Genomic DNA, 20834 nt, shown 5'->3' on the forward strand with positions numbered 1-20834 from the left:
ATGGAAAGATGCTTCAATGAAAAAAGCGATTGAACGTTTGCTGTTTCTGCGCCATGTGCAGGGAGGAGTCGATGAGCGGCGATAACCTGTTGGACAAGGTGCGAGTGTTCCTGGTTGGGCGCCCGAGGCGGCAGAAACGGCTCATTCAAGTGGTCACCGATGTGCTGCTTATATGGTTAGCCTTGTGGCTATCGTTTCTGGTGCGACTGGGCATAGAGGACCCCGCAGGTCCGCTCAGGGCGCACCCTTGGTTGTTCGCCTGCGCCCCTGTCGTAGCGATACCGCTATTTACTAGATTCGGAATGTATCGCGCCGTGATGCGTTATTTCGGTAACGATGCGTTGATCGCGATCATTAAGGCGGTAAGTCTCTCGTCACTGATTCTTTCAGTGGTCGTCTTCTGGTACAGCAACCATAAGGTGCTTGTGCCGCGGTCGATAATATTCAATTACTGGTGGCTAAGTCTGGTCATTATCGGTGGCTTACGGCTGGTGATGCGCCATTACTTCATGGGTGATTGGTTTAATGGCAGCCATGCAGTGCCGTTCATCGGCAGGGATGACGGGTTGACCAAGGTAGCCATATACGGTGCAGGAACAGCGGGCAATCAATTGCTTGCGGCGCTGCGCATGGGGCGTGTTATGCGCCCTGTGGCCTTCATCGACGACGATGGTGAGCTCTCGGGGCGGGTTATCTCCGGTTTGCAGGTTTACAAGCCCAAGCATCTACAGCAGTTGATTGACGAGACTGGGGTGCAGGAAGTCCTGTTGGCGCTTCCATCGGCTTCGCGTGGGCGTCGACGTGACATTCTCGAGTTTCTCGAACCGTTCCCCTTGCATGTGCGTAGTGTGCCGGCGTTTGCCGACTTGGCGAGCGGGCGGGTAAAGGTGGATGACATCCAGGATGTCGACATCGCAGATTTGCTGGGGCGGGATGCGGTCCCTGCGCAGGCGGATCTGCTCGAGCGATGTATTACGAAAAAAGCGGTGCTGGTGACGGGAGCGGGCGGATCGATCGGCTCGGAGTTGTGTCGGCAGATCGTCGGGCTTGGCCCCAGGACGCTTCTGCTGTTCGATCATAGCGAGTTCAATCTATACAGTATTCTCAGTGAGCTGGAGCAGCGTATCGCGCGCGAATCGCTGTCGATTCGCTTGTTGCCGATTCTCGGGTCGGTTCGCAATCAATCACATCTGCTGGACATCATGAAGTCCTGGCATATTGATACTGTTTACCATGCGGCTGCCTACAAACATGTGCCGATGGTTGAGCACAACATGGCTGAGGGCGTGCTCAATAATGTCATCGGGACGCTGAACGCAGCTCAAGCTGCGCTGCAAGCTGGTGTGGCGAATTTCGTCCTGATTTCCACGGACAAGGCGGTGCGGCCGACCAATGTAATGGGGAGCAGCAAAAGACTCTCGGAAATGATCCTGCAGGCTTTGAGCGGGGAGGTGGCGCCGGTGATGTTCCAAGATTCTAGCAAAGTTGCCCGAGTCAATAAAACGCGCTTCACCATGGTCCGTTTCGGGAATGTACTGGGCTCTTCGGGTTCGGTTGTCCCTTTGTTCCATAAGCAGATCAAGCTAGGAGGGCCGCTGACCGTTACCCATCCGAAAATCACTCGTTATTTCATGACGATCCCCGAGGCGGCCCAACTGGTGATTCAGGCAGGCTCAATGGGGCGTGGGGGTGAGGTCTTCGTGCTCGACATGGGAGAGCCGGTCCGAATCGTCGAACTTGCCGAGAAGATGATCCATCTGTCGGGTTTGAGTGTGCGTTCAGAGCGCAATCCCCAAGGCGACATCGCAATCGAATTCACGGGGCTGCGTCCTGGTGAAAAATTGTATGAAGAGCTATTGATCGGTGACCATGTGGCGAGTACGCAGCACCCCATGATCATGTCCGCACATGAGGATTGCCTATCTTGGGAGGTGCTCAAGGAGAGGCTTGCGGCTCTGCTGTCCGCCATTTCCCAGGATGATTATGGGCACGTACGCCAGCTATTGCGAGAGACGGTCAGCGGCTACGCGCCTGATGGTGATATTGTCGACTGGATTCATGCGCAACGCAGGCTCGACTCATGAGTGGCCTTTACGGGCACTGCCGTACTAAGTTCGGATGTCGTAGGCCGGCGTAACAAATAGATTTCGTGGACGGCAGATATCAAGGTAAAATCTGCCGCTGATTTATCGTCTAAATACGCTTGCCCAAAGTGGCGCATGGGGTGCAAATATCGCCGTAGCTGCCGGCGCATAATTTGCGCTGGTGCTTACATGGATAGGTTAAGCATTTTTGATGCCTGTAAGGCCCTCAAGGTAGATTTCTCGTGAAGATTTTAGTAACAGGCGGTGCAGGCTTCATTGGTTCAGCCGTCATTCGACATATCATTTCCAATACCACCGACTCCGTTGTCAATGTCGACAAGCTCACTTATGCAGGAAACCTTGAGTCCTTACAGTCGGTCGATCAGGATCCTCGCTACGCCTTCGAGCACGTCGATATCTGCAACCGTGAGGAGCTGGATCGAGTGTTCCGTGAGCACCAGCCCGATGCGGTTATGCACCTGGCCGCCGAGTCCCACGTTGACCGCTCGATCAGCGGCCCGTCGGAGTTTATCCAGACCAACATCATTGGCACTTATGCCTTGTTGGAGGCCGCTCGTGGCTATTGGGCAGGTCTCGCCGAGGAGCGTAAATCAGCTTTCCGTTTCCACCATATTTCAACTGACGAAGTCTACGGTGACCTGGAGGGGCCGGAAGATCTCTTCACTGAAACGACACCATACCAACCAAGCTCCCCGTATTCGGCGAGCAAGGCAAGTTCCGACCATCTGGTACGTGCCTGGGCCCGTACTTACGGCCTGCCGACACTGGTTACCAACTGCTCGAACAACTACGGGCCATTCCACTTCCCTGAAAAACTGATCCCGCTGGTGATTCTCAACGCTCTGGAAGGCAAGCCACTGCCGATTTATGGCAAAGGTGATCAAATTCGCGACTGGTTGTTCGTCGAAGATCATGCTCGCGCGTTGTATCAGGTGGTAACGACAGGGGAAATTGGTGAGACCTACAATATCGGTGGTCACAACGAAAAACAGAATATTGAAGTTGTGCGCACAGTTTGCGCATTGCTCGATGAGTTGCTTCCTGGCTCTAAGTTCTGTCCCCATTATGATCTGGTGACATACGTTACCGATCGTCCGGGTCACGACCTGCGCTATGCGATTGATGCCAGCAAGATTCAACGTGAGTTGGGCTGGGTGCCGGAAGAAACCTTCGAATCGGGTATTCGCAAGACCGTACAATGGTACCTCGACAACGCGGAGTGGGTCGCTCACGTCAAGAGCGGCAGCTACCAGCAGTGGATCGACAAGAACTATACGGCGCGTGCTGAAAAGAAATGAAGATTCTATTACTTGGTAAGGACGGGCAAGTTGGCTGGGAGTTGCAGCGGGCCTTGATAGTGCTCGGTGAGGTCATCGCGCTGAGTCGTCATCCGGAGCGAACGCCCTATGGCGTGCTCAGCGGTGACCTGTCGGATCTTGTCGGGTTACGTGAAACAATCCGTGCTGTGGCGCCGGATGTGATTTTGAATGCGGCGGCTTATACAGCCGTAGATAAGGCTGAGTCGGAGCGTGAGCTCGCTCGTACGGTAAATGCCTTGGCCAGCAAGGTAATGGCAGAAGAGGCGAAAGAGCTGGATGCACTGCTTGTGCATTACTCCACAGACTACGTATTCGACGGCACTGGCACTCGCGCCTGGCAGGAAAGCGATCAAGTATCGCCGGTGAACCATTACGGCGAAACCAAGCTGGAAGGCGAGCAACTGATTGTTGCTTCAGGGTGCAAGCATCTGATCTTCCGCACCAGTTGGGTCTATGCCGCAAGGGGCAACAACTTTGCCAAGACCATGCTGCGTCTTGCCAAGGAGCGGCAGACGCTCAACGTCATTGCAGATCAGGTCGGTGTGCCGACCAGTGCTGAGCTACTGGCAGATGTTGCAGTGCATGCGCTGCAAAAGACGCTGATCGACCCAGGCTTGTCTGGCATCTATCATCTGGCTCCTGCCGGTGAAACGTCGTGGCATGCTTACGCGACTTACGTCACTGAGTTCGCGCGCGCGAACGGCGAGTGCCTGGCAGTGGAGACGATCAATCCAATCGTGACTACAGAGTACCCGACACCCGCCCGTCGTCCGTTGAACTCACGCTTGGATACGAAAAAGCTTCGCGATGCTTTCTCCCTGCATTTCCCGGATTGGGAAGTTGGTGTGACTCGAATGCTCATGGAAATCTTGAATAAATGAATGCAGTCAATCGAAAAGGAATAATTCTGGCAGGCGGTTCGGGCACGCGTTTGCACCCTCTGACTTTGGGTGTATCGAAGCAGATGCTGCCGATCTACGACAAGCCAATGATTTTCTATCCGCTCTCGGTTCTGATGTTGGCGGGTATGCGGGAAATTCTCATTATTTCGACACCGGAAGATTTGCCGGCGTTCCGCAAGTTGCTGGGTGATGGAAGCCAATATGGCATCCAGCTGACGTACGCAGAGCAACCAAGCCCGGATGGTCTGGCGCAGGCGTTTATTATTGGTGAGGCGTTCATCGGTAATGATCCTTGCTGCCTGATCCTGGGTGATAATATTTTCTACGGCCAGCATTTCTCGGACAATCTGCGCGCAGCCGCAGAGCAGAAGGAAGGTGCGACTGTTTTCGGTTACCACGTTAATGACCCGGAGCGCTTCGGAGTCGTTGAGTTCGACAAAGACGGTCGGGCCTTAAGTATCGAAGAGAAGCCTGCTAAGCCGAAGTCCAATTATGCCGTGACAGGCCTGTATTTCTACGATAACGACGTGGTTGAGATCGCCAAGGGTATCAAGCCCTCTGCGCGTGGCGAGCTTGAGATTACTGATGTCAACCGTGCTTACTTGGAGAGAAGGTCTCTTACAGTCCAGATGCTGGGGCGCGGTTTTGCATGGCTGGACACTGGCACTCATGAGTCATTGCTTGAGGCGAGTCACTTCGTTCACACGATTGAACAGCGCCAAGGTTGGAAAGTAGCGTGTCTGGAAGAGATTGGCTTTGCCAATGGCTGGATTTCCAAGGAGCAGGTCGTCTCTCAGGCTGAGAAGTTGAAAAAGACTGGCTACGGCCAATACCTTCAGAAGTTGCTCGAGGTTGGCGAACTCTGAGTCGCCATCTGCAGAGGAAGATAAGTGACCGGCAGCATGAACGATAACACCCCCCGGGTTGCGGTGCTGCTGGCTGCTTATAACGGCATGTCATGGATAGCGGAACAACTCGCGTCCATCGTTGCGCAAACCAATGTCGATGTCTGTGTTTACATTAGTGTCGACCCGTCCACCGATGGCACTGAAGCGTGGTGCTCGAAATACGCAGAGAATAACCCCAGCGTAAAACTGCTACCGGCTTCTGGGCCGTTCGGTGGGGCTGCTCGTAATTTTTTCCGCCTTATTCGGGATGTCGATTTCTCGGATTTTGACTATGTTTCTTTTGCCGATCAGGATGATATCTGGTACCCCGAAAAACTCGAGCGCGCAGTGAACAAGCTACGCTTGGGTGGAATCGATGGTTACTCCAGCAATGTCGTTGCTTTCTGGCCAAGCGGCCGCCGTATACTGGTAGATAAGGCGCAGCCGCAGGTAGAGTGGGATCACTGGTTCGAGGCCGCCGGGCCTGGTTGCACCTACGTGCTTACGCAGCCATTGGCCTCTGCGCTCAAGGAAACGATTGTAAAGCACTGGCACAAAGTTCAAAGCATTGCACTGCACGATTGGTTTTGCTACGCATTTGCGCGTAGCGCTGGGTTCAAATGGTTTATCGACAGTGTGCCGGGGATGGACTATCGCCAGCATGCAGGGAATCAGGTGGGGGTGAATTCAGGTGTCGCTTCGGCAATCTCGCGCCTCAGGCAGGTTCTGAATGGTTGGTGGTTTTCTCAAGTAAGGCTTATCTGCGAGCTAACTACCGAAAACTGTAATAACGTATCGAAACGTCCGGGACTTTCCGGGCGAATTTCAATTTTGAAACTGGCCGTGCGGTTGAAGGATTGCAGGCGGCGGCGTCGGGATCAGCTGGTCTTTGCGGCTTTATGCATTGTGATAGCGCTATTCGGCAAGATCGCTTGATGCGATTAACTGTGTGGGGCGCATTGGCTGGCAGGCGATGCAAGAGTGATTACCTTCCAGTATCGATGCCCGTTTTGCTCCTCGAAAACTGTCAGGATCCCGATGACCAAGTGTGGTCGCCTTGGTATAAAGTACAAGTAGTTTCTGGCCGGCAAGGGCTATGACGCCCAAGCCCTACGCGAATACAATATAAGCCTCCCATAACCGTCGCATTGAAAACCCTTGTGCTCCCGACTTTCTGGGGCCGTTAACCATGATGCGACCCAACGCAAAAGTTGAAAATCTATCGTCACCCCATTTTTTCAATACTGATTACTGAAACGCCTGCCGCAGGCGTCCTCGGTCGAAGACTGCCAAACCTTCCTGCTATGCACTTAATCTTCATGTCGGCGGCCAATCGGTGTTAGCAACGGGCAAAAGGCTGGCTGAACCGCGAGGAGGTATTGGAGGGGAATGTTTCTGGATCACCGCTCAAGGTCAGTAAGGACAAAGACGGTGAAGATTTCCAAAATCCGGTATCCGGCGGATCGTAATGCTGCTCCGCTTAAGTGAGCAGCATAACGCTATTATCGGGCTTTAAACATCTAAAACGCATGTCAAGCAAGTGCGGTTCGTGCTCCCGTCTTATTTTCCATAGCAACCCGGAGTCTTCCCATCGATGGTTTTTCTATAAACACATAGGAAGCATAAGAGAAAAGAATGCAGATGGAGCATAGTATTACTCCGCTGATAATTCCGTACTGCGACCAACCAGGTACGTGTCGATTAAAGAAGGGGTAATAGTACTCAACGACATAAATAATCTGGTAATGCCAGATATACATGCTATAAGAAATGACGCCTAGAAATACAAGTGGTGACATCAGTTGTGATGCCATCTGGTTGCATTCCTTGCCCTTTGTCAGTGAGATGCAGGATAGCGCAAAGGCGATAGCTATTATGCGCCCGACATAGGGATGCATTGTGGCATCGAAACAGGCGTAAATCGCTAATGAAATGGATGCTAAGCAGACAACAAACCGTGCCTTGCTGCTCGCATCGGCAATGAATATCCCTAAGGCAAAAGCATAGAAAATTTGCGCGAACTTGAAGTACTCCAACCAACCGTAGGACAGGAACACTGCGTATATGGTTAACGAGGCAGCTAGAATCATGTATTTATTTCGAATGCCGGCCATCAACATAATTGGCACTAAAATATAAAACAATGCCTCATGGGTGAGCGTCCACAGAACAGGGTTGATGCCTCTTGAAACGGAAGGGTATAAGTCCTGTGAGAAAATAAGATGTCGGAATACGACCCAGGCATCGTAATCGGGTGTCCATCGACTACCGATATAGCCAATTGCGACAGTAACGAAAAGCAAATTTATCAGGTATAGCGGAACTAAACGCGTGAGTCGATGTATGGCGTAGAGTTTGATCCCATCTGGTTTTCCGACGAGGCGTGTGCCAGACTGCCAAATCAAGTACCCGCTTAGGCAGAAGAAAACATAAACTCCAAAGTCGCCCATGAGCCCCTTGTGTGCTTCAAACCAGGCATTGGTTGCAAGGCCAGACGTATCTGAATGATCAAAAAAAACGGCGGCAGCAGCGATTCCTCGTAGCGCATCAATCGCTTTTGAATGAAGGTTGTATCTCATGCGACAAGAGACCATGGTTTTGTTGAAAGGCCGACATCATGGCACCAACCAATGCATTAGTCCAAGCTCGCTTAAGGTGTGAAGCTGTTCAGCTGAGCGCAGCCGTTTTACGATCCATCGCTTACCGGCTTTGGGAGCTTCACAGTCGTTGGTTTTCCGGGCTTTGGACGGTGCCTCAAAACAATACCTCTCACACCGCCCCGTGCAGTCAGCCTCCTTACGTTGCCGGCAGCGGGACAGCCATGGCCGCTCCGATCTTGGATTCTTCATGGCAATGCTGTCTGCTCATCGCACCTCTCAAAGGGGGGCTCATTATGAAGCTCGGAGGTAGCTACAAGATATAAGATCATTGAACCGCCAGTGGTCACGACATCGCCATGCCGAACATTTCCACTCAGGTCTTTTAGTGGCTGCCAACGACTGCAGCGCATTAAAATTAGCCGTCTTTTTCATAACCAGGGCGATACTTGATCAACTTCGCCGGCACCCCTCCCACAATCCCGCCTCGTTCAACAGACTTATTGACGACCGCCCCGGCAGCAATGATAGCGCCGTCTTGAACAGTGACCCCGTCTAGGATGCGGCATCCTGTGCCAACCCAGATATCATTTCCTAGCTGAATACCCTTTTTTTGGAGGCCCTGTTTGGCTATAGGTACCGTCGGATCCTGATAGATGTGATTTGCAGGAATCACGACTGTGTGCGCTGCGATCCGCACATAATCGCCCATCTTCAACCCACCGTGTCCGTACAGTACACAATAAGGGTTAACCGAGTTTGACTTCCCTAGCGTTATCTGGCCGCCTGGTCCGGTCTCCAAGATGGCACCATGCTGGATGATGCTTCCATCTCCGATAACTATCTTGGCTTCGGCATTCGTACAGATCAGCCTTGCACCCGACTTGATTACCACTCTCCTTCCGATCAAGATATTCTCGATGTGACCTTCGAAGCAGGCATCGGGCGCGACCTGCACGCCCTCGCCCAGCGTGACCGTCGGCCTCTCTTCCTTCTTAGGGTGCGCAGACAAGAGCTGCTTTATCTTCGATAGAATGGAAAGCATCAATATTTCACAATGTAGGCTTTGGTTCTGTTCGGAGCGTCGTCGCCGTATCTGAGTTGCGCCAACTTCTCCGGTTTGTCGCGAAAGAACTGATCAATAGCTTTTCCTGCCATCGGGTAGTTCACGGAATTGTAATCATCAAAGAAAATCACTCCTCCTCGAACCATACGAGGATAGAAATACTCCAAGCACTCGATATGAGGTTCGAACAGGTCGCAGTCGATGTTGACGTAGTGATACTTCCGCTCCTCTAGCAATGGAAGAGACTGACTGAAGAGGCCTTCCATCAGCTCAACCTGATCAGTCAGGCCAGCCGCATCAACAAGCGCTTGCACGCCGGCCCGCGAAGTCTCAGTAAATAGCGTCTGGCTCCGGTAGACGGCATCTTCGGGGGCAAGCAATTTGTCCTGTTCGGAAAGAGGCGGAAGGCCAGCGAACGTATCCAGTCCGATCATCTTGAGTGGAATACCGCTTTCAGATGCGTACTTGGCGCACGCCACCAGACTACTACCGGTGAAGACACCACATTCGACAGCATTGAATGAAGTCAGCCGACGAACGCCTCTGCGCCAGAGAAAGCCACCCCAAGGGTTCTTTTCTTTTCGCTGGCGCTCGGCATGGAGGTAATTGGCAATCGCGATCTGAAAACCATGCAAGACCGGCACCCGCTCAAAGAAAATCTCAGAGAACGGAGGGACATTTGGAAACGGCATAGAAGCGTTGAACTTGATTTTTTTTGGTTTTGCCTTGCTGACAGACATTCTCACACCTTAGAACTGGAAAGCGCCAAGCCCAGGTCGATGATACCAGTTTGGCCCGACACTGAAGCGACGTCAAAACTAAAGAAATTTTGTGACATTTCGATAGGTATCGCAGCATCTCCAACAACTTCGTTGACTATGTAGCTGAAGAAATATTTGCCCCCCAGCAGTCGATTGTTAAAAGAAAACGAAAGTTTGTATTTGTCGCCTTCTTTAACATCGCGCAACATTGGGCCTACTTCTGAGCCATCAATAGCGCACACCGAAATCCCCGAGCTATTTCGGATGCCAAAATTAAACGCTATACATTCCACGGCGCGGGGAGCGGTGAAGGTGCCGTTGAAAACGAACTGATTAGTTACCGAATCAAAGTCAAGGGAAAAATCTCGAATGGTTTTTGCAACCACTCCAGTTTTCGCAGTTGAGGATTTTGACGAATTATTTTTCGGCTCATGCTCACTGCGTATGTTCTTGTAAACCTCGATGGCTTCGAAGACCGTGCCATCATGAACTTTTTTTCCGCCCTCAATCACGATTGCGCGAGTACAAAAATTAGCCAACAGGTTCTGGTTATGGGTGACTAGCAAAAACGTCTGTCCGGAGTCACGCATCTTTCGGATACGCTCATAACATTTCATCCGGAAACTGGCGTCTCCGACCGCCAATGTCTCGTCAATGATGATGAGGTCGGCATCAACGTGCACGGCACAAGCAAAGGCCAGGCGTGACTGCATGCCAGAAGAGTAAGTACGCAGTGGCTGATCGAAGTACTCTCCAAGGTCGGCGAATTCGATGATATCGTCTATTCTGCGATCGGTGGCCTCACGGTTGATTCCCTGAATACTGCAGAAGAGATAAGCATTCTCACGCCCAGTAAAGCTCATGTTGAAACCGGCGGTAAGCCCTAAAAGGGTCGCAATGCGGCCATGCCTGCTGACCTTCCCCTCGGTCGGTTCAATCACATTACCAAGAATACCCAGCAACGTGGTTTTACCGGCACCATTGCGCCCAATGATACCGACGGTCTCACCGCCGCGGACCGACAGACTGATACCATCCAAAACTCTCTTGCCGCCGAGCGACCGCGAGGTTCTCTTGAAAAGCGCATCAAAAAATACGGTTGCTGGCTTCCGGGAGCTGGCGTAACGCTTGCTCACATTCTCAGCGGCGAGCAGCAAGTGATCGCCGTTTAGCTTAGACGACATCGGCTACGACCCCCTTGATCCTATTGAACAGCCAGACAGATAGCGTCCATAGCACAACCGCAGATGCCAATAAAGCGGCCAGCACGGTTGAAGAAGGCTCGTGACCAAACACCAGCGCTTCCCGAAGAGGCTCCACGATGACAGTCAAAGGATTCAGCCACAGCAGAAAACGATACGACTCCGGCGCTAGGCTGACAGGATAAGAAATCGGCGCTGCATAAAAGAGCACTCGCATCAACAACCGCATAGCCTCTGAAATATCACCAATGAATGGGCCGATTATGGACAAAGCCAAGGATACCGCAGAAATGATGACCAGCGAAAGCACCAACAAGATGGACGCCCACGCTAAATTCTGCAAAGCGATAACCGAAAACCAAACACACAAGACCAACACAATGACCGCATACACGAGACCGTGAGTGTAAGCGCGCATCAGATTGGCGAGCCACAGCACCCATAAGGGGAAGGGTGACTTCGCCACATAGGTTCGCTTACTAGAATACAGTACTGTAGATGAGTTTATGACATCACTAAGTAACAGATAGATGGAGAGTCCGATGAAAAAAGGCAATACAAAGCCAATAGAAACATCCGTCCCCGGCTGCTGCCAACTAATTTTAAATATTCCACCAAATACAACTGTGTAAACACACAGCAAGCACAGTGGTGTCAGAAACATCCAAAAAATACCCAGCAGGGATCTTTTATACTTGGCCTGTAAATCCCGCCTTGCCAAGTCCCAAGCCAGTCTAAAGCACTCTCCTAGCCTCATACACCCCCCAAAAAAACAACAGAACGGCCATTCGCACTTGTCGCAGGCGCGGGATTGTATAGGAAATGGCACAAAAAAAGCGATTCGGACTGACACCTGGACTGTCAGAGTCGAGCCGCTTGTCAATGCATTCCAGCCTTGGATGGCCAGTACAGCCACGCAGAAGCAAAATGCGGCCAACGACCTTATGTCCCCGCCGAGCCATAGGTGGCTGGACACTGGCTACCACGCTGAGCACACAATCTTTTGAAGCGATCGTCGTGTCCCTAGAAGTGGTGTAACTGAACCAGCCGAAGGCGTCCTGCGGGCGAAGGAGGTTGTCCCATTGAGTTTGCGAAGACCAAGCCCTCACCTGGGAAGCCACGATGACCAAGCCCCCTGTCGTGTAGACCGAGTTGGCCGTGGAATGGGTAGGTGCTGGTCTACTCAAGCAATGGTCCAGTTCGTTGCCCAGCGTATGATGAAATTCGATGTCGAAGGCATATGCGGTGCGGGTTACGCTGTCAAACGCCCAGACCGGACAAGCAGACGCAACGGCTACCTTGAGCGCATCTGGCAAATCTGCGCCGGTGACGTTGAGCTGGGATATCCCCAAGCTGCGGCAGGGCATCTAATTTCCTGGCTTTCTTGAGACTCGACGTACCGCCGAGAAAGCAACGACGGCGGTGATCCAGACGCCCGCATCCAAGGCGTCTCAACGCGCTCGGTGGATAAACTGGTCGAGGTCATAGGCATGACCGGTATCTCCAACATGCTAGGCTCTGCACGAAAAACTTGTTGCAGACACCGCATGGAACGAGCCAGTGAGACCATGGCGGCATAGCTTTTTGCAGCTTGTCGAAGCGTGTCACGATTTTGCGATTCTCTTTCAGGCAGCCGAACATACGCTCGATGATGTTGTGCTGCCGGTACTTTGGCCGATCAAACAGTTGGGTAAGTCAGGCTTGGGTTTTAGCTTCATTGAGCGCAGCGGGACGACGGCTGCATACGATGTTGATCGCAGTAGCGGCGTTAGCCTTCGGCGTCGCAGCCCTTGTCGGCAAGCAGCCGTTTACGGCCTTTACGCGGACGACCACGTTGGCTTGAGGGAATGTTGACTCGTCCAGCCGAGGCTGGGCGTAGCTGATGTCACTGGCTTGACCGCCAGAAAGAAGGAAGCGTAACGGTGTTCCATTGGCGTCGCAGAGCATGTGGATTTGTAGTTGTCAGGCCACCGCGACTGCGCCTGAAGCGTGATCGGCAGGCTCGTAAGGCCCCCTTTTTCCAGCGCCAGATGAGGCTCGGGTTGCGCGTACTGCGGTTGAATCGATCATCCAGGTTCGCAGATCGATCAAACCCTGCTCGTTCAATCTCAGGCGCAGGCATTTGAGCATCTGATCGACTGTGCCCTGATTTCGCCAACCCAGAAACCGTTGATACACCATTGACCACGGGCCGAAGCGCTCAGGTATGTCGCGCCACGCAGCCGCCGAATAGAGCACCCTGAGCACGCCATCGAGCATCAGCCTGTCGCTAAGGCGTAGGTGCCCTCGGCCATGGTGAAGAACTCGGAGACAACTCCCTAGGCCTCCTCCGAGAGTTGGTAACGCTTTACCATCACGGAGTTACTCTCTGTCGATGGCGCGGGACTCTACAAAATCTCAGCGTCCAAGGCGTGGCGATTGGGTTTCTCGGGGTTTCGTACAGAGCTTAGCTCTCGTAGGTCATCGTGAATTTTGTGATTGCCATGCACCTCCGCTTTCTAATCAGTCATGCCTGATCAAGCCAAGCAGCGTTGCTCTTCTTTGCCTCGGATAGATTGAGGCTCGGTCAGCCAAGCGTTGTAGCCGCTGTGATGCACATTGAGGGTTTGGCAAAGGCGACGCACTGGGTAATCCGTCTAGTGTTTTTTGATGATGGCGTACTTCAGCGGCACTCCTTGGCCAAGTACGCGGCGGCCTTCGTTAAGATGTCTCGCTCCTCCGACACGCGCTTGAGCTTAGCGGGCAGCTTGAGCAGTTCGGCCAGCTGATCTTCGTCTTGCTAACGCTGCTCTTGGGGCTTGCTGTAGACCTTGATCCACGCGTCACGGGTGTGCAGGGACATGCCCAAGCGCTGAGCGACATCGTCGACAGATTTGCCTTTATCGGTCACTTGCTTGACCGCTTCGATTTTGAATTCTTCGTTGTAACGCATGACGACACATGGCACCTCCTGTTTGGGCCTCATTATGAGGCTTGAAGGAGTCTAGGAAACCAAGGGCGATTCGGGTTGCCTAACCTAAGCGACCATTTAATGCTTGGGTGTGTCCGGGGCCTCGATGAACAGGGCATGACAAGCCCGTCGATCACGTGGTAGGCCGCAGCCGTGGCGGCCTGATCACGAGGGAGATAAACATTGATAATTAGATGAGAGGGTGGAATGGGTGGGCATATAGCGTTTACCTGACTGCAGCCAGCTTAAGTATTTGCATTGCCCGTGAGAGCTTAGACAGGCCTGTTCGGATTGCACCTTTGCTTGACAACGTAATTGCGTAAAAAGGAGGCGTAAAGCATAAGTCTCGCCAGGTATCGGTGAGCGAAGGCCTCCAAGTCTCTATCGTTGCACTTGACACTTGACTGATCAACGATGGTCGTACGTGGCCTTGCGCTATTTCATGGCGCAGTTGATCTTGTGTAATGAAGCCTTGTGCGAGTGCTCGTTTGAGGCACGCGATCCACAGGTGACCGTTCGGGTTGTTTAGCGAGATCCACGGCTGAGTGTTCATGTCAGTATAATGGAGCAGGCATGTATGATCCTGGTCGAAGTGCTCAAGTGAATTCCATTTTTCTGGAATACTATAGGAAATTGACTTGGCTACCTTCATGTCAAACATGAGGGACTGGTAGTTAAGGGTGCCACTGTCAAGTTTCTCGACAATGTCCTCGATCCTCCAGTTCAATTGCGCACAGTCTAGCAGCACGACACTGAATTGTGAGCGACGCTCACCCGCAGCACTGCCAACCGTTTGTAGATCACTTCCATTGAACGGGCTGTTCCAGAGGCCATCAATGTTTTGGAACACCTGCATGTCAGCGTCCAGATAAATTGCTTTACCTTGGAAATTACAAAGCTCCGGGATTAGGAAACGCTGGAAGGAGAATGGCGTTCGCGCCCTGTTGGCCGGATCTTTGGGGGTAGGAATGGTCCTTGAGTGTGTATAGATTGCCGACAGTTCAACTGGCAGATCTGTATGTTCTAGAATTGAAAACTCCAGAACTTTCATGGGTAGCCATTCGGCTGGAGTTGCAGCTACAAAAACGCGGACCGGCTTTTGGTTATTCGGAGTAAGTGCCATTGTCTCATCCATGTCAGTCACTTAAAGATCTGGTTATCTACGCAGGCACCAGATGCCTCAAGCTTTTGATCAAGCAGGGTGCGTTGAATCTCAGGCGCAAGTACTTTGCTGTTTTTGAAGTCAGCAATACCCTGCTCCAGAGCCAGCATCATCAACGTGCTGCCTTTGCATGTGCCCAAGTGGTCCTCGTCATTAAACAATGACCAGTCTTGCATCAGCCCGACCTCCGGCTTGTCAAGATCTATGAATGGCACCTCGTATTTCGATGAGGTGCGCTTCAAGTCGCGTACATGCTCTTCGAGCCCATACTGCTTCTGAAAGTTATAGAGATCCGAGCGTACTGGTGGTTGATAGAATACGATCTGGATGGCGTGATCCTTTCCCCATTCGGCAAACATGTCGAAGAGTCCGTCCCAAGGAGCGTTGCTTGGAATGTCACGCAGACGTTGGACTTTGATGTGGTCGTTGCTAATTTCCGGAAGAAGCTTCGCCGTAGGCGTTATCGGAGGAAACCTGTCATTTCGCTCGCCTTTAGATGTCAGTGTTTTCAATAAAGGGTCATTTTGAGCTTGTATCTCCTTTGCCGAGTCAGCCAACAAAGACGAAAATCTAAGATGGTTTCGGTATTGATGAATAGCGAGGTGCCAACTGACTTTATTTTGCTGTAGGCGGGTTTGAGCGCCTGCGAACACTGCAGTACAACCAAGGATTTTCTTTTGCTCGCTGCAGAGCGGTTTTAGCGATAGCAGTAGTGGAAGGTATTTCAGATGATCAGGTTCGACCATGAAACGACCAGGCCGTCTGAGTAAGAGTGACGTCTCGACATACAAGGTTTTTAGATTTGGGAATCGTAGGCGTAAAATCTCCGCTTGCAAGATGAGACCGTAGGAGATTTCATTATAGGTATTTCCTGCGCCTACAACTCTACCCTCCAATCCTAAATGGCTTGGCTGGAGAATTTTGGTCCTTGAAGTGCCTACATAACCCACCGTAACATCATTGGGGGTTGGGTAGGTACTGAAAAGTGCGACGTTTTGGGCGAGTAACTGGTTACCTACCTCTCGATCGGATATGGTCGACGTGGGGAGGCGGGCAATGAGCTCAGATACCGTCTCGGTATAAGTGTCTTCGTGGTCGAAGTAATGCCGCACCGCCATTTCTGCAATGAGAAAGCCAGCGCCAACCAAAGTCAAGGTCAGGGCATATAGTTTTATCAGTTTGTAGTGTGTGAGCTTTTCGCTCTTAGAATTGAAAATATATGAAGTCATTGCCGTCTACATAATAGATGTAAGAGAACAAAGCTAGCGACATGAACGTCATAGCGCATTGGAGGGCTTTGAGGTTTGTTATGTCGAATTGGTAAGTCGTCTTGTGTATCAGCCATTGTAGCGGCAGATAAATTAGCAGTAGTTCATAGAAGACAGGGGCAATTTTAGTTTGGCTCCACCCTGGGGTAGCTGACAATATTGTGCCAATTGTAGCAAACGCTGAATGCGTGTCTGCAGCACGGAAGAATATCCAGGCAAAGAAAACCACGGTCATCGTCAGCAGCCATGATAACCCGGGAAGGTTGAGTAGCCTCCGGGCGTAGGTCTGCGGATGAAGTTTTTCGAATAGACGCTGGACTACCAAGGCTCCGCCCTGAATGCCACCCCAGATGATAAAATTCCAGCTCGCACCGTGCCAGAGTCCGCCTAGCAGCATGGTGAGGAATAAATTGCGGAGCGTCTTCCACTCTGCAGATGTTCTGGATCCACCGAGAGCGATGTAGAGATAGTCGCGCAACCAGTTGCTCAGCGTGATGTGCCAGCGACGCCAGAAATCTTTAATGGATGCAGAGGCGTAAGGGGCATTGAAGTTGTATGGCAGCACGTAGCCAAAGAGTAGGGCAGCGCCGAGGGCCATCAGCGAGTAGCCCCAAAAGTCGCATAAGATCTGCACGCCAAATCCGATGACAGACATCAGATTATCCAGGCCTGAATAGTGCTCTGGATCCTTAAAGATCACGTTGACGAATGGCGCCAGGCCGTCCGCAATGCCACATTTAAGCGCCAGGCCCGCAACAAAATAGTAGAGACCATTATAGATGTGAGAGAGATTCAGTGCCTGCTTGATCTTTATTTGAGGCAAGAATTGGGCTGCCCGGCAAATGGGGCCGGCGATCAGATGCGGGAAGAACAGGACGAAAATGGCAAAAATTGCCGGGTCTTTTTCGTGGTCGAACTTACCGGTATAGACGTCAACGTGGTACGAAATCAGCTCGAAAACATAAAACGAGATGCCAAGGGGGAGGATGATCTTCAGCAAGCCAATCTGGTAATTGGGGTCATAGAGCTCTCCGACTGCCTGGATGTTTTCCAGGAAAAAGTTCATATACTTGAAATAACACAGCAGCAACAGGTTCGCGACACATGCGCCAATCAGCCATGCTCTGCTGCGGGTAGAGGCAATACGAGAAGCGATCAGCCAGTTGATGGCTATTACTCCGATAAGCATCAAGCCAAAGGCTTTGCTCCAACTGAAATAGAAGTAAAGACTTGAGATCAGCACAATCCACTGCCTGCCCTTCAGCCAAGGGCAAAGCCAATAGCATGCCAAGGTCGCAGCGAGGAGCGCTATATACTCCATGGAGTTGAAAAGCATTTGTATCTTTTCCTTTTTTGATGAGCTGCTCGGTCTAAGATGAAGGGGTCGCCTGGTCTATCGTCACGAGCGTGGCTACATCACTTTGCTCAATACCTGCTTGACTTGCTGCTGCAGAGTGTTTTCCGAGAAGTGAATCTGACAAAAATCTCTGGCGGTCTTCAAGTTTGAAGCTCTGAGCTCGGGGGCATCCAGCAAGCGGGCAATGGATGCATACCAGCTATCCTTCACGAGTACACCGCCACCTTCAGGAATGACCCGGCTGTATACCGTAATGTCCGAGGCGACCACTGGAATGCTGGCTGCCGTATACTCGATGAATTTGGTCGGAGCCTTGCAAAGGTTGAAAGACTCGTTCACCAAGGGTGCAAGACCGATATCCCAGTTCAGCGAGGCAAGGGTAGCGAGGAACCCGCTGTATGCCTGATTGACCTTGTGGCTCTTGACCCGCTCCCCGAACCGGAGCAGATCGCTCGGCATCTGAATAGTACCAAATACTTCGAAATGCAGATTAGGTCGCTCCTCGAGAAGTCGAGCGATGGAGGGCGTTGCGAGCTCCAGGTCTTCCTGGTGTCCCTTTGAACCCATGTAGCCTACTATTTGGTAGTCGCGCTGAGGCTTGGTGATTTCGCCGATGTGGGCAGCCATGTAGGGCGCGTACATGCCATGAAATACACATTGTACCGGGAAAAGCCGTTGCAAGTGATTGGCCAAATACGGTGTCGACGCATAAATGAGGTCACATCTTTCGAGCAGGTAGTGCCGCTCTTCAATCACCTCTTTAGCTCCCTGAACTTTTTGGATCTCGGCGCCCAGCGAATGCGGAATCTCCAGGAGATTGTCATCTATGTGGTAAATGACGGGGGTGCCTTGCTGCTTGAAATAATCGAGAATCTGCCGCCCATGCGGCAGGCCATAGCGAGTCATGATCACGACGTCGGGGCGAAACGAAGTGTTCCACGCCTGCAGTCCGCCTATCCCTTTGCTCTTCACCAGCTTTTGCGAGGCGACGGCGAAGTTTATCTCACCGCGGCGATGAATCTCTTTCAGTGGAATATCAAAACTTATGAAATACGTAGCGTTCACATGTTCAGTGAAGATCAGCACGTTCGGTTTATTGACGTTGCCAGAGTGGCAAATGTCGAAGTCGCCGGTGCGATCAACGGGCGCTCTTTTAATCAAGGATTTGAGAAACGCGATCATCAACGGCTGGCCTCTCTCGAAGCGCGAGTTTCAGCATTCGCCCGGGCTTGGAGCTGGGTTTCATATTCTTTGATAACTTGCTGCCTTTTGCGCTTGGCCTCGTACACTGCTTTGTGAGGGATGTACCCCGATAGCCTATCGAAGGCGGCGTTCTTCGCATCCCAAATTTTATGCATGAAAGCGGGTATCAGATGGCGATACTTGATATCCCTGATCAGCGATGGGCGGAAATAGCCGAGTTTTATTTCCTCTGCAATGGCGGCTTCGGTGAGGCTTTTGTCGGCGAGCATCCGGCGCACTTCTTTAAACCACACCCAGGCAAATTTATTGCCGCATGCAGACCAGGGTTGCGTGTATACGTCGGTGTAATGGATCAGGCGAGTTTCCTCGTCCCAGTGCTCCAAACTGTTCCACTCAAAGGGCACACCATACTTCACATGCTCTTCATCAAGGATGACCAGTTCCGACATCAATTGATCGTAGTCATAACGCCCTTCATCCATGCCGCGGACGATTTCTTCCACGTCCCAGTCCAGTCGATCGCAATCGAGCAGCATCACTGCGCATTGTTTTTTTCGAACTTTAGGGGCGCCGACCTTTTGAGTCGTATCCTCAGCATGCTTCACTTCTTGCTGAATGATGATTTTTGCGCCATCGAACGGGATGTTCCATAATTCCCTGATGTCACGAAGTACAAGCATATCGGCGTCCATGTAAATGGCTTTGCCCTTGTAGCCTGCAAGCTTCGGAATGCAGAAGCGGCTAAATGAGAAGCCGGTGCGCTGCCCGTTTCGTGGATCGGCAGGTACGGGTACTGGCAAGTCGAGCATCGGGATGACTTCGACCTTGGCCGTGGTGTGGCGTTTGATAGAGTACTCAAGAACCGGTACCGCTAGAAGCTGGGATCGGTCGACGCCAACGTAGACCCTGATGACTTCATCATTGGACACGGTAAGCCCTCCTTAATCCTGTACGTTGCTGTATTCGATTTTTGCCCATTCAGCCAATCGGATGACGCCTTCTTGGACGCTGATACGAGGAATCCAGTTCATGGCCTGCTTGGCTGCGGTGATATCTGCGCAGGCGTAGCGGATGTCGCCGATCCTGAAAGCCCCCGTGACCTTGAATGCATCATCATTTTTGCCGAGGGCGCGCATCAGCATCTTCGAGATTTCAAGAATTGAAACAGGCTCGCCGCTGCCGATATCGAGGATGGTTCCGTGTTTGATGTCGGCGTCGCCAGCCAAGACCAACGCACTGACGATATCGTCGACATAGGCGAAATCCCGAGCGATCTCGCCGTCTTCATAAATGGCCAGTTCGGCGCCCGACAAAATCTGCCGTGCAAAGATAGACAATACGCCGGTGTAAGGGTTGCGGAGCGACTGGCCGGGGCCATAGACGTTCTGGAATCGCAGAATCACCGCATCCCACGGGGCGCCTTCACCTGCTTGGCAGAGCAGATATTCCTGCATCAATTTAGTCGATGCATACACAGAGGCAGGGGCGGGCGGGAGGCCGGCGTGACTTGCAATCGGTCGTGCCGGCGCCACTGCATTGGCAGGAACTGGAACCGCAAAGTCTCCGGCTTCCATCGCTTCTGGCTGACGAGGGAGGCCTACAAACTCCAGCCCGTTGGCATCGACGTAACCACCCTCGCCGTAGACTGCGCGGGAACCCGCCAGTACGACTTTGCTGACGTTATGCTGAGTGCGCAAGGCTTCGATCAGGTTGGTGGTGCCAATCACATTAACGGCGCAGTAGCGAGTTGGTTCGTCGTACGACTGGCCTGTGCCGGTTTCCGCTGCCAAGTGGTAAACGATGTTCGGATTGGAGGCTTTAACGCACTCTGTCAGGGCCTGTGCATCGGTGACATCACCTTTGACGAAAGTCACGCCAGTTCCGAGATCTGGCGTCGCTGGGTTGACACCGTGAACCTGGGGATGCAGGTTGTCAAAAACCCAGATCTTGCAAGAAGGGTTCTTCTTCAAGAGTGCGGCGATGAGGCGAGAGCCAATGAAACCTGCGCCGCCAGTTATCAGAATATTTTCGGTCATTTCAAATTCCATTATTACA

The 20834-nt window shown here is 52.1% G+C and carries 16 protein-coding genes and 4 pseudogenes; 7 read left to right on the forward strand and 13 right to left on the reverse strand.

What is annotated here, in order from left to right; translation table 11 throughout:
- Window positions 1-71: 71 nt before the first annotated feature.
- From HU738_RS00870 to HU738_RS00895, 6 genes and pseudogenes are all read left to right on the forward strand, one after another.
- Window positions 72-2084, forward strand: a complete 2013-nt coding sequence (locus HU738_RS00870) for a polysaccharide biosynthesis protein (RefSeq protein WP_186602044.1) — start codon at window positions 72-74, stop codon at window positions 2082-2084.
- 242 nt (window positions 2085-2326) lie between these two features.
- Window positions 2327-3403, forward strand: coding sequence for a dTDP-glucose 4,6-dehydratase (gene rfbB / locus HU738_RS00875; protein ID WP_186602043.1), 1077 nt, complete (start codon window positions 2327-2329; stop codon window positions 3401-3403).
- On the forward strand, window positions 3400-4305 hold the full coding sequence (gene rfbD / locus HU738_RS00880; protein ID WP_186602041.1) for a dTDP-4-dehydrorhamnose reductase: 906 nt from the start codon (window positions 3400-3402) through the stop codon (window positions 4303-4305). The genes rfbB and rfbD overlap by 4 nt, the downstream gene beginning before the upstream one ends.
- Window positions 4302-5192, forward strand: a complete 891-nt coding sequence (gene rfbA, locus HU738_RS00885) for a glucose-1-phosphate thymidylyltransferase RfbA (RefSeq protein ID WP_186602039.1) — start codon at window positions 4302-4304, stop codon at window positions 5190-5192. Before rfbD ends, rfbA begins: the two co-directional genes overlap by 4 nt.
- 36 nt (window positions 5193-5228) lie before the next feature.
- On the forward strand, window positions 5229-6149 hold the full coding sequence (locus HU738_RS00890) for a glycosyltransferase (protein ID WP_186602227.1): 921 nt from the start codon (window positions 5229-5231) through the stop codon (window positions 6147-6149).
- Between the two features lie 365 nt (window positions 6150-6514).
- Window positions 6515-6701, forward strand: a pseudogene (locus HU738_RS00895) (IS4 family transposase); the annotation flags it as partial.
- 44 nt (window positions 6702-6745) lie between these two features.
- Here HU738_RS00895 and HU738_RS00900 read toward each other — a convergent pair.
- The 5 genes from HU738_RS00900 to HU738_RS00920 form a co-directional block, all read right to left on the reverse strand.
- A complete protein-coding gene (locus HU738_RS00900) occupies window positions 6746-7792 on the reverse strand; it encodes an acyltransferase family protein (RefSeq protein WP_186602037.1) in 1047 nt (348 codons plus the stop codon).
- Window positions 7793-8228: 436 nt separating this feature from the next.
- Window positions 8229-8855 carry an acyltransferase gene (locus HU738_RS00905; RefSeq protein ID WP_202884327.1) on the reverse strand — a complete coding sequence of 209 codons (627 nt, stop codon included), beginning with the start codon at window positions 8853-8855 and terminating at the stop codon, window positions 8229-8231.
- Window positions 8855-9616, reverse strand: a complete 762-nt coding sequence (locus HU738_RS00910) for a TylF/MycF/NovP-related O-methyltransferase (RefSeq protein WP_202884326.1) — start codon at window positions 9614-9616, stop codon at window positions 8855-8857. Before HU738_RS00910 ends, HU738_RS00905 begins: the two co-directional genes overlap by 1 nt.
- 2 nt (window positions 9617-9618) lie before the next feature.
- Complete coding sequence (locus HU738_RS00915; protein WP_186602035.1) at window positions 9619-10821, reverse strand: ABC transporter ATP-binding protein; 1203 nt, start codon at window positions 10819-10821, stop codon at window positions 9619-9621.
- Window positions 10811-11596, reverse strand: coding sequence for an ABC transporter permease (locus tag HU738_RS00920; protein ID WP_225923369.1), 786 nt, complete (start codon window positions 11594-11596; stop codon window positions 10811-10813). The genes HU738_RS00915 and HU738_RS00920 overlap by 11 nt, the downstream gene beginning before the upstream one ends.
- A gap of 395 nt (window positions 11597-11991) precedes the next feature.
- Between HU738_RS00920 and HU738_RS26245 the strand changes: the two are divergent.
- Window positions 11992-12344: pseudogene (locus tag HU738_RS26245) on the forward strand (transposase); the annotation flags it as partial.
- An 8-nt stretch (window positions 12345-12352) separates the two neighbouring features.
- Here HU738_RS26245 and HU738_RS25895 read toward each other — a convergent pair.
- The 8 genes and pseudogenes from HU738_RS25895 to HU738_RS00965 all read right to left on the reverse strand — a co-directional run.
- A pseudogene (locus tag HU738_RS25895) lies at window positions 12353-13193 on the reverse strand (IS5 family transposase); the annotation flags it as partial.
- 151 nt (window positions 13194-13344) lie between these two features.
- Window positions 13345-13771 (reverse strand): annotated as a pseudogene (locus tag HU738_RS00935) (transposase); the annotation flags it as partial.
- Window positions 13772-14015: 244 nt separating this feature from the next.
- Window positions 14016-14924 (reverse strand): glycosyltransferase, encoded by a 909-nt coding sequence (locus tag HU738_RS00940; protein ID WP_186602031.1) that lies wholly within the window; start codon window positions 14922-14924, stop codon window positions 14016-14018.
- A 5-nt stretch (window positions 14925-14929) separates the two neighbouring features.
- Window positions 14930-16180, reverse strand: coding sequence for a hypothetical protein (locus HU738_RS00945; protein WP_186602029.1), 1251 nt, complete (start codon window positions 16178-16180; stop codon window positions 14930-14932).
- Complete coding sequence (locus HU738_RS00950; RefSeq protein ID WP_186602027.1) at window positions 16155-17555, reverse strand: MBOAT family O-acyltransferase; 1401 nt, start codon at window positions 17553-17555, stop codon at window positions 16155-16157. The genes HU738_RS00945 and HU738_RS00950 overlap by 26 nt, the downstream gene beginning before the upstream one ends.
- Window positions 17556-17630: 75 nt before the next feature.
- Entirely contained in the window at window positions 17631-18758 is a 1128-nt protein-coding gene (locus HU738_RS00955) for a glycosyltransferase family protein (protein WP_186602025.1), read from the reverse strand.
- Entirely contained in the window at window positions 18758-19708 is a 951-nt protein-coding gene (locus tag HU738_RS00960) for a glycosyltransferase (protein WP_186602023.1), read from the reverse strand. Before HU738_RS00960 ends, HU738_RS00955 begins: the two co-directional genes overlap by 1 nt.
- Window positions 19709-19720: 12 nt before the next feature.
- A complete protein-coding gene (locus tag HU738_RS00965; RefSeq protein WP_186602021.1) occupies window positions 19721-20815 on the reverse strand; it encodes an NAD-dependent epimerase/dehydratase family protein in 1095 nt (364 codons plus the stop codon).
- Between the last annotated feature and the right edge of the window lie 19 nt (window positions 20816-20834).

The organism is Pseudomonas vlassakiae, assembly GCF_014269035.2.
GTDB lineage: Bacteria > Pseudomonadota > Gammaproteobacteria > Pseudomonadales > Pseudomonadaceae > Aquipseudomonas > Aquipseudomonas vlassakiae.

What these genes read in the sequence shown, in the direction of transcription:
- HU738_RS00870 (WP_186602044.1), top strand. Translation starts at nt 72, where the DNA reads ATGAGCGGCGATAACCTGTTGGACAAGGTGCGAGTGTTCCTGGTTGGG.
- rfbD (WP_186602041.1), top strand. Translation starts at nt 3,400, where the DNA reads ATGAAGATTCTATTACTTGGTAAGGACGGGCAAGTTGGCTGGGAGTTG.
- rfbA (WP_186602039.1), top strand. Translation starts at nt 4,302, where the DNA reads ATGAATGCAGTCAATCGAAAAGGAATAATTCTGGCAGGCGGTTCGGGC.
- HU738_RS00890 (WP_186602227.1), top strand. Translation starts at nt 5,229, where the DNA reads ATGAACGATAACACCCCCCGGGTTGCGGTGCTGCTGGCTGCTTATAAC.
- HU738_RS00900 (WP_186602037.1), bottom strand. Translation starts at nt 7,792, where the DNA reads ATGAGATACAACCTTCATTCAAAAGCGATTGATGCGCTACGAGGAATC.
- HU738_RS00905 (WP_202884327.1), bottom strand. Translation starts at nt 8,855, where the DNA reads ATGCTTTCCATTCTATCGAAGATAAAGCAGCTCTTGTCTGCGCACCCT.
- HU738_RS00910 (WP_202884326.1), bottom strand. Translation starts at nt 9,616, where the DNA reads ATGTCTGTCAGCAAGGCAAAACCAAAAAAAATCAAGTTCAACGCTTCT.
- HU738_RS00915 (WP_186602035.1), bottom strand. Translation starts at nt 10,821, where the DNA reads ATGTCGTCTAAGCTAAACGGCGATCACTTGCTGCTCGCCGCTGAGAAT.
- HU738_RS00920 (WP_225923369.1), bottom strand. Translation starts at nt 11,596, where the DNA reads ATGAGGCTAGGAGAGTGCTTTAGACTGGCTTGGGACTTGGCAAGGCGG.
- HU738_RS00940 (WP_186602031.1), bottom strand. Translation starts at nt 14,924, where the DNA reads ATGGATGAGACAATGGCACTTACTCCGAATAACCAAAAGCCGGTCCGC.
- HU738_RS00945 (WP_186602029.1), bottom strand. Translation starts at nt 16,180, where the DNA reads ATGACTTCATATATTTTCAATTCTAAGAGCGAAAAGCTCACACACTAC.
- HU738_RS00950 (WP_186602027.1), bottom strand. Translation starts at nt 17,555, where the DNA reads ATGCTTTTCAACTCCATGGAGTATATAGCGCTCCTCGCTGCGACCTTG.
- HU738_RS00955 (WP_186602025.1), bottom strand. Translation starts at nt 18,758, where the DNA reads ATGATCGCGTTTCTCAAATCCTTGATTAAAAGAGCGCCCGTTGATCGC.
- HU738_RS00965 (WP_186602021.1), bottom strand. Translation starts at nt 20,815, where the DNA reads ATGACCGAAAATATTCTGATAACTGGCGGCGCAGGTTTCATTGGCTCT.